General features: G+C 76.9%; 9 protein-coding genes. 2 read left to right on the forward strand and 7 right to left on the reverse strand.

Annotated features, from left to right (window positions below; translation table 11 throughout):
* Position 1 precedes the first annotated feature (1 nt).
* From HNR08_RS22535 to HNR08_RS01455, 6 genes are all read right to left on the reverse strand, one after another.
* Complete coding sequence (locus HNR08_RS22535) at positions 2–1,657, reverse strand: ComEC/Rec2 family competence protein (RefSeq protein WP_183834733.1); 1,656 nt, start codon at positions 1,655–1,657, stop codon at positions 2–4.
* Entirely contained in the window at positions 1,654–2,574 is a 921-nt protein-coding gene (locus HNR08_RS01435) for a ComEA family DNA-binding protein (RefSeq protein ID WP_183834735.1), read from the reverse strand. The genes HNR08_RS22535 and HNR08_RS01435 overlap by 4 nt, the downstream gene beginning before the upstream one ends.
* Before the next feature lie 120 nt (positions 2,575–2,694).
* A complete protein-coding gene (locus tag HNR08_RS01440) occupies positions 2,695–3,711 on the reverse strand; it encodes a DegV family protein (RefSeq protein WP_246803201.1) in 1,017 nt (338 codons plus the stop codon).
* 2 nt (positions 3,712–3,713) lie between these two features.
* A complete protein-coding gene (gene leuS / locus HNR08_RS01445; protein WP_246803200.1) occupies positions 3,714–6,677 on the reverse strand; it encodes a leucine--tRNA ligase in 2,964 nt (987 codons plus the stop codon).
* Positions 6,678–6,747: 70 nt separating this feature from the next.
* Complete coding sequence (locus HNR08_RS01450) at positions 6,748–7,956, reverse strand: MFS transporter (protein WP_146840587.1); 1,209 nt, start codon at positions 7,954–7,956, stop codon at positions 6,748–6,750.
* Positions 7,957–8,151: 195 nt separating this feature from the next.
* Positions 8,152–8,850: a metal-dependent transcriptional regulator gene (locus HNR08_RS01455; RefSeq protein ID WP_246803199.1), complete on the reverse strand. Its 699-nt coding sequence runs from the start codon at positions 8,848–8,850 to the stop codon at positions 8,152–8,154.
* Between the two features lie 95 nt (positions 8,851–8,945).
* Between HNR08_RS01455 and HNR08_RS01460 the strand changes: the two genes are divergently transcribed.
* A complete protein-coding gene (locus tag HNR08_RS01460) occupies positions 8,946–10,724 on the forward strand; it encodes an alpha/beta hydrolase (protein ID WP_183834737.1) in 1,779 nt (592 codons plus the stop codon).
* 123 nt (positions 10,725–10,847) lie between these two features.
* Here HNR08_RS01460 and HNR08_RS01465 read toward each other — a convergent pair whose 3' ends face one another.
* Entirely contained in the window at positions 10,848–11,627 is a 780-nt protein-coding gene (locus HNR08_RS01465) for an LLM class F420-dependent oxidoreductase (protein WP_146840586.1), read from the reverse strand.
* A 78-nt stretch (positions 11,628–11,705) separates the two neighbouring features.
* On the opposite strand from HNR08_RS01465, the gene HNR08_RS01470 reads away from it, so the two are divergent.
* Positions 11,706–12,761, forward strand: a complete 1,056-nt coding sequence (locus tag HNR08_RS01470) for a hydroxymethylglutaryl-CoA reductase (RefSeq protein WP_146840585.1) — start codon at positions 11,706–11,708, stop codon at positions 12,759–12,761.
* Positions 12,762–12,907: the final 146 nt, after the last annotated feature.

The following is a 12,907-nucleotide window of genomic DNA, read 5'->3' on the forward strand; positions in this document are numbered from 1 at the left end:
CCTAGGGTGCCACGCCCTGCCGACACCGCAGGACCAGGACCAGCGCCGCCGCGGACGCGCCGGCCAGCAGCAGCGGGCCGACCGGGCCGCCCACCCAGGCGACCTGCGCCCCCGGCAGCCCCGCCGCGGCGCGGGCGACGGCGGCGATCCACCAGCAGCCCGCCCCGGCGACCTGCGCGCACCAGGTGGCCGCCGCCGGCCACCAGCCGCCCAGGAGCGCGGCCAGCAGGCCGCCCACCGTCGCGGGGGCGACGGCCGGGGCGACGAGGACGTTCGCCGGCACCGCGTACAGCGGGACCGCCGGGGACAGCAGCAGCACGACGGGGGCGCAGACGGCCTGGGCCGCGACCGGGACGGCGAGCGCCGCGGCGAGCGCCGAGGCGGTGCCCGGCGGCCCCGGACCCGGTCGGCCCGCGCCCGCGCCCGCGCCCGGGCCCGTGCCCGAACGCCCACCCGCGCCCTCCCGCGCACGCGGACCCGTCCTCGCCGCGGCACCGCCGACGTGGTCGACGCGCGCCGTCCACCCTCGCGCGAGCGGCCCGGCCAGCAGCGCGATCCCGGCGGTCGCGACGACGGACAGCACGAAGCCGATGTCCCCCGCGAGCCACGGGTCGACGACCAGCAGCACGACGACCGCCGCGGCCAGCGCGGGCACGGTCCGGGCCGGGCGCCCCGCGACGAGCCCGAGGACCCCGACCGCCCCCATGACGGCGGCGCGCACCACGCTCGCCCCCGGGTGCACCACCGCGACGAACCCGCCCATCACAACGGCCACCGGCAGCCACCGGGCCCGGCGCGGCACCCGGCACCGCACCGCGAGCGCGAGGACGACGCCGCCGAGCAGCGAGAAGTGCGCCCCGGACACGGCCGTGAGGTGCGCGAGCCCGGACACCCGCATCGCCGCGTCGAGGTCCCCCACGCCGCGCACGTCCCCCACCGCGACCCCGGGCAGCAGCCGCCCGGCGTCACCCGGCACGCCCGCCGCCGTGGTGACCAGCCCCGCGCGCAGCGCCTCCGTCGCGCGGAGCAGGGGCGGCGGGCGGGAGCGGACCGTGACGTCGCCGGTCGTGCGCGCCCGCGCCACCGCGCGCGCACCGCGGTCGGGGACCGGGGCGAGCCGGACGCGCACCTCCACCTCCGTGCCGTACGCCAGGCCCGCCGCGGAGGCCGGGGCCAGCACGTCGACGGCGGCGCGCGTGCGGACCGTCGACGGCGACGGGTGCCCCGGCTCGCGGCGGTCCTCCCGCACCTCCCGGGCAGCGAGGAGGAACCGCACGGTCCCGCCGGCCCCGTCGTCGCCGCCCCCGAGCGCCTGCGGCGTCGACCGCACCACGCCGACGAGCCGGACGGCGGCCCCGTCCGCGGCGAGCTCCCGCAGCCCGCCGGACTCGCGCCCGCGCACCTGCCCGGCGGTCGTGAGCAGCAGCACCGCGACGGCGCCGAGGGCGAGCACCGCCTGCCCCGCCGTCCCCGCACGGGACCGGGGGCTCGGGCGCCGGCGGACCCGGACGAGGCAGCCCGCCGCGAGCGCCGCGGCCACGACCCCCGTCGCCGCGAGCGCCACCGCCGGCAGCCGCACCGCCGCCCCCGCCGCGACCCACACCGCCGCCGCTGCGGGCACCAGCCGCACGTCCACCGCCTCGTCCCGCGCGGTCACACCCGCACCAGGTCCCGGATCTGCGCGAGCACCGACGGCCCGATCCCGGGCACGTCGAGCAGCCCGTCGACGTCCCGGAACGGCCCGTGCTCCGTGCGCCACGCGACGACCCGCTCGGCGAGCACGGGACCGATGCCGGGCAGCGCCTCGAGGTCGGCGGCGGACGCCGCGTTGACGTCGACCGTGGCCGGCCCGGACCCGCCGGGGTCAGCAGCAGCGACGGAAGCCTCCCCCGGTGCCTCCCCGGGCGCCGGCACGTGCACCTGCGTGCCGTCCTGCACGACGGCCGCGAGGTTGACCGCGGCGAGGTCGGCGTCCGGCAGCGCGCCGCCCGCCGCCGCGATCGCCTCCGCGACGCGCGATCCGGCGGGCAGCTGCACGAGGCCCGGCGACGCGACCCGACCGACGACGTGCACCCACAGCGCCGCGGCGTCCGCGGCCGCCGCCGTCGGCTCCCCCGGACCGGTGTCCGACACCGCCGGCTCCGGCACGTCGACGGCCGGCGCGCTCGGCTGCGCGGCGGCCCGCAGCGCGACCGCCCCGCCCAGCAGCGCGAGCGCCAGCACGGCGACGACCGCCACCCGCGGCGGCACCCGCCAGCGCAGCTCCGCGAGGCCGGCCCAGCGACGCCCTCCGTCGCCGTCCGGCAGCGCGTCGGCCTCCACCGGGTCGTCCGCCCACGACGCCCCGCCGGCCGACCCGGCCGCCTCGCGGAGCCGCGCGGCCCCGGAGGGCTCGGCCGCGTGCCGGCCCGGACGGCGCGGAGCGGGCGTGACCGGCACGGGACCCGGCTCGACCGGCACGGGGCCCGGCCAGGTCGGCGCAGATCCCGGCCGGGCCGGCTCGGGGCCCGCCGCAGCGGACACCCGCCGCGGCGCGGTCGGGTCGGGTGGCGGTCCGCCGTCGTACCAGGACATGCCGCGACGCTAGGCACCGCCCGGCGTCCGGCGCCGCCCGCGCACGCCCGGCCTGGGGACCACGCACCGCGTGGCCGCCTGTGGAGGACTCGGCGCCCCGTGATCGCCGGGCCCGGGACCTCAGCGGTCCGTCAGCATCACCGCGAGCGCCCCGACCCCGAGGTGGCCGCCGAGCACGGCGCCGACCTCCCGCACGAGCACCTCGTCCGCCCCGGTGGCCGCCCGCAGCCGCTCTGCGAGCTCCGCGGCGACGTCCGGCCGGCCGAGGTGCTGCACCGCGAGCCGCACCCCCGGCCCGCGCCGGCCGGCCTCGGCGACCGCGAGGTCGTGCAGCCGGTCGCGCGCGGCCCTCCGGGTGCGCACCCGCTCGGCGACCTCGATCCGCCCGTCGCGCAGCGCGAGCACGGGCCGCAGCCCGAGCACCGTCCCGAACGCGGCGGCCGCGGCGGACAGCCGGCCCCCGCGGCGCAGGTGGTCGAGCGAGTCGACGACGAACCAGGCGGCCGTCGAGCGCCCGACCTGCTCCGCCACCTCGGCGACGGCCGACCCCTCGGGCAGCCCGCCCCAGGCGTCCCCGCGCGCGGCCTCGGCGGCGGCGAGCGCGGCGAACCCGAGCCCGAGCCCGGCGCTGCGCGAGTCCACGACGTGCACGGGCAGCGGCGCGAGCTGCGCGGCGAGCCCGGCGGCCCGCACGGTCCCGGAGAGCTCACCCGACAGGTGCACGGACACCACCTCGGCGGCCCCGTGCGCGGCGGCGGCCTCGTAGGCGGCGGCGAACGCGGCGGGTGGCGGCTGGGAGGTCGTGATCCGGCGCCCGGACGCGAGGAGCGCCGCGAGCCCGTCGCCGGTCAGGTCCACGCCGTCCCGGTACCGGGCACCGTCGGCCGCCACGTCGAGCGGCACCACGTCGACGCCCCACGCCGCGGCATCCGCGGCGTCGAGGCAGGACGTCGAGTCGGTCACGACGGCCACCCGGGGGACGGGCGCCGCCGCGACGGGCACCTCGCCCCGCGCACGCCACCGCTCGACCGCCCCGGCCGCCCACGCGGGCAGCGCGACCCGGCGGCGGCGCGGCTCGGCCGCCCCGCCGGACCCGGCCCCGCCGGCCCCCGCGGCGGGAGCCCCGCTCGCCGGCACCGTCAGGCCGGCACCACGTTGACGAGCTTCGGCGCCCGGACGACCACGGTCCGCACGTCCCGTCCGGCCAGCGCACGCTGCACGCCGGCGTCCGCCAGGGCGAGCTCCCGCAGGGCGTCCTCGCCGGCGTCGGGGCTGACCTCGGCACGCCCGCGGACCTTGCCCTGCACCTGGAACACGCAGGTCACGGTGTCCTCGACCAGGTACTGCGGGTCGACGGCCGGGAACGGCTCGTGCGCCAGCGACCGCTCGTGACCCAGGCGCGACCACAGCTCCTCGGCCAGGTGCGGGGCGACGGGGGCGGTCATGAGCACCAGCTGCTCGGCGACGGACCGCGGCACGGCGTCCAGCGACGTCAGGTGGTTGTTGAGGACGATGAGCTTGGCGATCGCGGTGTTGATCCGCATGCCCGCCATGTCCTCGCCGACCTCGGCGATCGTCCGGTGCAGCACGCGCAGCGTCTCGACCGAGGGCTCGACGTCCGCGACGGTGACCTCGCCGGTCTCCTCGGAGACGACGTTGCGCCACACGCGCTGCAGGAACCGCTGCGCCCCGACGACGGCCCGGGTCTCCCACGGGCGGGACAGGTCCAGCGGGCCCATCGACATCTCGTAGACGCGCAGGGTGTCCGCGCCGTACTCGGCGTACATCTCGTCGGGCGACACGGCGTTCTTCAGCGACTTGCCGATCTTGCCGTACTCGCGGAACACCTCCTCGCCGTTCCAGGTGAACCCGGACTCGACGGAGCCGTCCTCGACCACCTCGGCGGCGGGCACGTACACGCCGCGCGCGTCGGTGTAGGCGTACGCCTGGATGTAGCCCTGGTTGAACAGCTTGTAGAAGGGCTCCCGGCTGGTGACGTGCCCCAGGTCGTAGAGCACCTTGTGCCAGAACCGCGCGTACAGCAGGTGCAGGACGGCGTGCTCGACGCCGCCCACGTACAGGTCGACGCCGCCGGCGCCGTGGGTGTCGCCCGGGTTGTGGCCGGGCCCCATCCAGTACTGCTCGAGCGCGGGGTCGACGACCTGGCCGGTGCGGTGCGCCGGGTCGAGGTAGTGCAGGTAGTACCAGCACGACCCGGCCCAGTTCGGCATGGTGTTCGTGTCGCGGCGGTACGTCTTCGGCCCGTCGCCCAGGTCGAGCGTGACGGCGACCCAGTCGTCGTTGCGGCTCAGCGGCGCCTCGGGCGAGGAGTCGGCGTCGTCGGGGTCGAAGGTCCGCGGCGCGTAGTCCGGCACGTCGGGCAGGTCGACCGGCAGTGCCGACTCGGGCACGGCGATCGGCAGGTCGTGCTCGTCGTAGACGACCGGGAACGGCTCGCCCCAGTACCGCTGCCGGCTGAACAGCCAGTCGCGCAGCCGGTACGTGACGGTGCGCGACCCGGCGCCACGCTCCTCCAGCCAGTCGACGATCCGCGCCTTGGCGTCCGCCACGGACAGGCCGTCCAGGGAGATCTCCTCGTTCGCCGAGTTGATGATCTCGCCGTCGCCGGTCCAGGCGCCCTCGTGGCCCTCCGGCGGCTGCACGGTGTGCACGACCGGCAGCCCGAACGCCTCGGCGAACGCGAAGTCGCGGGTGTCGCCGCCGGGGACGGCCATGATCGCGCCGGTGCCGTAGCCCATGAGGACGTAGTCGGCGATGAACACGGGCAGCTGCGCGCCGTTCACCGGGTTCAGGGCGTAGCCGCCGGTGAACACGCCGGTCTTGCGGCCCGCGTCGGCCTGCCGCTCGACGGCGGACTTGGCGGCGGCCTCGCGGCGGTACGCGGCGACGGCCTCGGCGGGCGACGTGGCGCCACCGCGCCACGCCTCGGGCACGTCCTCGTCCCAGACCGACCCCGCCTCGGAGTCGGCGACGATCGCGTCGACCAGCGGGTGCTCGGGCGCCAGCACGACGTAGGTGGCGCCGAACAGCGTGTCGGGGCGGGTCGTGAAGACGGTCAGCGGCTCGTCGGCGTCGGTGACCTCGAAGTCGACGTGCGCGCCCTCGGAGCGGCCGATCCAGTTCCGCTGCATCGCGGTGACCTTCTCGGGCCAGTCGATGAGCGACAGGTCGTCGGCCAGGCGGTCCGCGTACGCGGTGATCCGCATGTTCCACTGCCGCAGCGTGCGCTGGAAGACCGGGAAGTTGCCGCGCTCGGAGCGGCCCTCGGAGGTGACCTCCTCGTTGGCCAGCACGGTGCCCAGCCCCGGGCACCAGTTCACCGGGGTCTCGGAGACGTACGCCAGGCGCTGGGCGTCGACCACGCGGCGGCGCTGCACGTCGTCCAGGTCGGCCCACGCGGCGCCCGCGGGCACCCCGTCGATGCCGTCCGGCACCTCGCGCTCCCCCGACTCGTACGCCGCGACCAGCGTCGACACCGGCCGGGCCGCGCCCGTGCCGCCGTCGGGGCGCACCGCGTCCTCGTCGTACCAGGACCCGAAGATCTGCAGGAAGATCCACTGCGTCCAGCGGACGTAGTCGGAGTCGATGGTCGCGAACGTGCGGCGCGGGTCGTGCGCGACGCCCAGGCGCTTGAGCTGGCGCGCCATGATCTCGATGTTCGCCTCGGTGGTCGTGCGCGGGTGCTGGCCCGTCTGCACGGCGTACTGCTCGGCGGGCAGGCCGAACGCGTCGTAGCCCAGGGCGTGCAGCACGTTGTCGCCCTGCATCCGGCGGAACCGCGCGACGACGTCGGTGGCGATGTAGCCCAGGGGGTGACCGACGTGCAGGCCCGCGCCCGAGGGGTACGGGAACATGTCCATGACGAAGAACGGCCGGGCGCCCGGGCGGGCGTGCGCGCCGTCGCCGTCGGTGAGGTCGCCCGCGGGGTTGGCCGCGAAGAACGTGCCGCGCTCGACCCACTCGTCCTGCCACCGGAGCTCGATCTCGCGGGCGAGGTCGGCGGTGTACCGGAACGGCACGTCCTGGCCGGTGGCCGGGACGGGAGCGGCGGGGTCGGGCTGGGTGGAGGCGGGCGACGTCACCGGGCGAGTCTAGCGAGGACCGCGGCCCCCTCCCGACCGCGTCCCGGCGCCAGCTGCGGCGCCGCGCGCGTCAGACCGCGCGCCGCCGCGGCAGCACGAACACGGCGATCACCAGGCCCGCTGCGGTCAGCCCGGCCCCCACCCACGCGGGCGCCAGGTACCCCAGCCCGGCCGCGATCACCACGCCGCCGGCCCATGCCCCCGCCGCGTTCCCGACGTTCAGCGCGGAGTGGCACAGCGCCGCCCCGAGCGAGGGCGCCTGCGGCGACAGGTCCATCAGCCACGACTGCAGCGCGATCCCGAGCACCTGCGACGTCACGCCGAGCGCCACGACCGCCAGCACCCCGGGCACCACCCACTGCGCGACGACGGCGATGAGCACGAGGGCCACGATCGTCGTCGCGAACCCGAGGAGCACGGTCCGGGGCACGGACCGGTCCGCGAGCCGGCCGCCGAGCAGCGTGCCCACGGTCATCCCGACGCCGAACAGCGCGAGCACGAGCGGGACGGTCGCCTCGGCCACGCCGGTGACGTCCGTGAGCAGCGGGGCGACGTACGAGTACACGGCGAACATGCCGCCGAACCCGATGGCCCCCGCGGCGCAGACCACCCACAGCCGGGCGTTCCGCAGCGCGCGCACCTCGGTCCGCACGCTCACGCCGTCGGCCACGGCCAGCCCGGGGACGAACCGCCACAGCGCCGCGAGCGTCGCCAGCCCGAGCGCCCCCACCGCGACGAACGCCGCCCGCCAGCCGAACGCCTGGCCGAGCACCGTGGACAGCGGCACCCCGACGACGTTCGCGATCGTCAGCCCGGCCATCATCGTCGCGACGGCCTGCCCGCGGCGCCCGGGGCCGGCGACGTGCGCGCCCATCGCGGCGCCGACGCCGAAGAACGCCCCGTGCGGCAGGCCGGCGGCGAACCGCGCGGCGACCAGCCAGCCGGCGGTCGGTGCGAGCGCGGACAGCACGTTGCCGACCGTGAACGCCGCCATCAGCACGAGCAGCAGGGTCCGCCGGTCCATCCGGGCGGCGACCGTGGTCAGCAGCGGGGCGCCCACGACGACGCCGAGCGCGTACGCCGTGATGACGTGCCCGGCGGTCGGGATCGAGACCTGCAGGTCGTCCGCGATCTGCGGCAGCAGGCCCATCGTCGTGAACTCGGTGGTGCCGATGCTGAACCCGCCGAGCGCGAGCGCCAGCAGCGGCAGCCGCGCGCGGCGGCGGACGAGACCCGGGTCGAGCGCGTCGGCGGGGGTGCCCGTCGTGGTGGTCGGCATGGTGCTCCCGCGTCGTGGGTCGGTGCGGCAGCACGCAGCGCGCCGGTCGCGCGGGGGCGCGCCCGACGGGTGCGGCGGCCCGTCCCGGTGGCCGCGGCGGCGGGGCGGACCGGTGCGGGCCACCTTACCGGGCGGTCAGCGAGCGGTCACCGGGCGCGCGCCGAGCGCGCACGCCGGATGAGCGGGCCCGGGCGATCAGGCGTCGAGCAGGATCCAGATCGCCCGCGCCGCCAGCTCCCCGAGCTCGACGGCCCGCGGCTCGGCGTCGGCCGCCCCCTCCGGCGGCAGCACCCGCACCGCCGTCATCCCCGCGAAGTCCCGCCGCTCGACGACCTCGACCCGCGCGTCCAGCACCACCCCGACGGTCGCGAGGTACCGCAGCAGCCCCGGGTCGGCGTCGGAGATGCGCGCGACCCGGCCGGTGCCCCCGGCGAGCTCCCACAGCATGCTGGCCGCGGGCGTCGGGACCGTGCCGTCGGGCGCCGGGATCGGGTCGCCGTGCGGGTCGCGCGTCGGGTGGCCCAGGCGGGCGTCGATCCGCTCGACCATGAGGTCGGAGACGGCGTGCTCCAGCACCTCGGCCTCGTCGTGCACCTCGTCCCAGGCGTACCCGAGCTCGCTGACCAGGAACGTCTCGATCAGCCGGTGCCGGCGCACGACCTGGACGGCGTGCCGGACGCCCTCGTCGGTCAGCGCGATCGCGGCGTACGGGGCGTGCACGACCAGGCCCTGGTCCGCCAGCCGGCGCACCGTCTCGGACACCGTGGACGCGCCGACGCCGAGCCGCTCGGCGAGCATCTTGGTCGTCACCGGTGCCGTCGACCACTCCCGCGCGGTCCAGATGACCTTGAGGTAGTCCTGGGCGACGGGGGTCAGGTCGCTCGTCTCGCTCACACGCCCAGGGTAGGGGCCGGTCGCGGGTCGGAGGCGCTGTGGTAGGAATCGCGGGAGCCGCCGGCGCACGTCGGGCGGCTGGACGGAGGACGCCCGTGGACACCGACCAGCCGGCCGCCGCGCCGCCGCAGCCCGCTACCCCCGCGGCCAACCGCCCCGCCGCCGCGAGCGGGTTCGCCCCGGCCCTGCGCCGCGCCGGCGGCCCGGTCGCCCGGTGGTTCGCCCGGCGGCGGCTGTCCTGGTCGGGGATGCTCGGCGCCCTGCTCGGCCTCGCCGCGGCGATGACGCCCTCGCTGCTCCCCCGCCCGACGCTGTACCTCGGCCTGATCGCCGGCGTCGGCACCGCGGCGGGCTACGGCCTCGGCGTCCTGGTCGCGTGGATCGTGCGCCGGACCGGGCTGCCGCTGCCGCCCGTGCGGGTGCGGCGCGCGGCGTGGCGGGTGCTGGCCTGGGTCGGGCCGGTGCTCGCGGTCGTCGTGGTCGTCGTCGGGGCCGGGTGGCAGAACGACGTGCGCGAGCTGGTCGGTGAGCAGCGGCGCCCGTCCTCGTGGTTCCTCGTGGGCGTGATCGCGTTCCTCGTCGGGCTGGGGCTCATCGCGCTCGGCCGCGCGCTGCGCAGGCTGTCGCGACGGATCGCCCGGCTGCTCGGCCGGTGGGTACCGGCGCCGGCCGCGTCGCTGCTCGGCGTGGTGCTCGTCGCGCTGCTCGTGTACTGGCTCGCGGCCGGCGTGCTGTTCCGGGTGGTCGTCGATGTCGCCGACTCCGTCTACGCGGGCACGAACGCCGGGACGGACGAGGGCGTCGAGCCGGTGACCTCCGATCTCCGCTCCGGGTCCCCGGCGTCCGCCGTGTCCTGGGACTCGCTCGGCCGGCAGGGGCGGACGTTCGTCGCGGGCGGGCCGACCACCGCCGAGATCGGCGACGTCACCGGGCAGGCCGCGGTCGAGCCGATCCGGGTCTACGCGGGCCTGGACTCCGCCGGCGACGCCGCCGGGCGCGCCGACCTGGTGGTCCAGGAGCTCGAGCGCACCGGGGCGTTCGACCGCTCGGTGCTCGTCGTCGCCGGCGCCACCGGGACCGGGTGGACCGAGCCGCAGCAGATGGCCGCCCTGGAGTACCTGTGGGGCGGGGACACCGCGATCGCCACGATGCAGTACTCGTTCCTGCCGTCGTGGATCTCGTTCCTCGTGGACGCCGACCGCGCGACCGAGGCCGGGCGCGTGCTGTTCGACGCCGTCCACGAGGCGTGGTCCGCGCTGCCGGAGGACGACCGCCCGCAGCTCGTGTCGTACGGGCTGAGCCTCGGGTCGTTCGCCGCGCAGGCGCCGTTCGGCTCCGTCGGCGACCTCACGACCCGGGTCGACGGCGCCCTCTACGTCGGGACGCCGAACTTCACGCCGCTGTGGCGCACGATCACCGACGACCGGGACGCCGGCAGCCCCGAGTGGCAGCCGGTCGTCGACGACGGCGAGACCGTGCGGTTCGCGTCGGACGGCACGGACCTCGGGGACCTGCCCGGCGACTGGGGGGCGCCGCGCGTCGCGTACCTGCAGCACGCCTCCGACCCGGTGGTGTGGTGGTCGTGGGACCTGCTCGCACGGCAGCCCGACTGGCTCGCCGAGCCGCGCGGCCCCGACGTCTCCGGGCGGGTGCGCTGGTTCCCGCTGATCACGTTCGTGCAGGTGACGGTCGACCAGTTCTTCGGCGTGAGCGTCCCGGACGGGCACGGGCACAACTACGCGTCGCAGGTCGTCGCCGCGTGGGCCGACGTCACCGAACCCCCCGGCTGGACCGACGCGGACCTCGCGGACCTCCAGTCCCTGATCGACGAGACCCTGGAGCTCCCGAGCCTCCCCGGCGCGGACGTCGGCTGAGCCGCCGCCCCGCTCGCCCCGCTCGCCCCGCTCGCCGAGGTCGAGGGTCTCGTACGAGGTCGAGGGTTTCGACGGGGGTCGACCACCGAAACCCTCGACCTCGTGCGCCGCCGCCCGGCGCGCTCAGGACTGCGCGGCGTCCCGCCAGGCGACCCAGCGCTCCACCAGGGACAGGTCGTAGTCCGGGCCGCTGACGCCGACCGTGAACAGCGTCACCCCGGCGGCCACCAGCGCGTCCGCGGCGTCCTCGGGCGCCCCGCGGACCCCGACGCTGCGCTCGACCAGCGCGGCGGTGTCCCGGCCGACGGCAGCGCCGTGCTCGTCGAGGATCGCGCTCTTGCGGGTCAGCGTGTCCAGGTCGCCGAACGAGTGCCACACGTCGGCGTGCTCCGCGACGACCCGCAGCGTCTTGCGCTCGCCGCCCCCGCCGATCAGCACGGGGATGTCCCGGGTCGGCGCCGGGTTGCCCGCCGCGAGGCGGGCCTTGATCCGGGGCAGCGCCTGCGCGAGGTCGGCGATCCGCGTGCCGGGCGTGCCGAACTCGTAGCCGAACCGGTCGTAGTCCTTCTCGAACCAGCCCGCGCCGATCCCGAGCACCAGCCGGCCGCCGCTGATGTGGTCGACGGTCCGGGCCATGTCGGCCAGGAGCTCGGGGTTCCGGTACGAGTTGCAGCTCACCAGCGCGCCGATCTGCACCCGGCTGGTCTGCTCCGCCCAGGCGCCGAGCATGGTCCAGCACTCGAAGTGCTTGCCGTCGGGGTCGCCGGACAGCGGGAAGAAGTGGTCCCAGTTGTAGACCACGTCCACCCCGAGGTCCTCGGCGCGACGGACGGCGTCGCGGATCTGGGCGTAGTCGGCGTGCTGGGGCTGGATCTGGACTCCGATGCGGAGAGGTCGCGTCATGGCGGTCACCGTACGTCCGTCTACGCTGACGGGGCGCCACGAGGGCGCCGCGCCCCGCTCCCCCACCCGGAGGTCCCCATGTCCGCCGTCGCCGACGCGTCCGCGCCCGTCCCGCTGCGCTGGGTCGGCCCGCTGCGGATCAGCGGCAACGTCATGTCCGGCGAGACGGAGGTGCCGCTCGCCACGTACGAGTCGCCGCTGTGGCCCTCGGTCCGCCGGGGCGCGCGGATCTCCACGATGGTCGCCGGCGGCATCCGGGCGACGCTCGTGGACGAGCGGATGTCCCGGTCGGTCCTGCTGGAGGCCGACGACGCCGGGGTCGCGCTGGCCGCCGTGCAGTGGCTGACCGCGCACCGGGCGGACCTCGAGGCCGTCGTGGCGGGCACCAGCCGGTTCGCGCGGCTGCTCGACCTGCACACCCAGATCGCCGGGAACCTGCTGTTCGTCCGGTTCGAGCTCAGCACCGGCGACGCGTCCGGCCACAACATGGTGACGAACGCGGCCGAGAAGCTGCTGGACCACGTGCTCGGCGCGGTCCCCGGCGTGCGGTACGGCTCGATCTCGGGCAACTACTGCTCGGACAAGAAGGCCACCGCGGTGAACGGGATCCTGGGCCGCGGCAAGAACGTCGTCACCGAGATCGTCATCCCCCGCCGGGTCGTCGAGCGGTTCCTGCACACCACCCCCGAGGCGGTCGTGCAGCTCAACATCCGCAAGAACCTCATCGGCACGATGCTGGCGGGCGGCCTGCGGTCGGCGAACGCGCACTACGCGAACATGCTGCTCGCGTTCTACCTGGCCACCGGGCAGGACGCCGCGAACATCGTCGAGGGCTCGCAGGGCCTGACGCACGCGGAGGTCCGCGGCGAGGACCTGTACTTCTCCTGCACGCTGCCGAACCTCGTCGTCGGCACGGTCGGCAACGGCAAGGGGCTGGACTTCGTCGAGGAGAACCTCGCCCGGCTCGGCTGCCGCGAGGAGCGCGAGCCCGGCGCCAACGCCCGGCGCCTCGCGGTGCTCTGCGCGGCGACGGTGCTGTGCGGGGAGCTGTCGCTCATGGCGGCGCAGACGAACCCCGGCGAGCTGATGGCGGCGCACCTGCGTCTGGAGCGCGGGGCCGGCGCGCAGGGCTGACGCCCGGGCCCGACCCCGCGGGCCGATCCTGCGGGCCGCGCCGGGATGATGCGCGGCCTCGTCGGTGTTCCGTGAGGACGGCGTGCAGAGTCGTCACCCTCGTTGGTGGGGGTGCGCACGCGGGGCTACAGTCGTCCGGGCCTCGC

Origin of the sequence: Cellulomonas hominis (assembly GCF_014201095.1) — a bacterium.
GTDB classification, from domain to species: domain Bacteria; phylum Actinomycetota; class Actinomycetes; order Actinomycetales; family Cellulomonadaceae; genus Cellulomonas; species Cellulomonas hominis.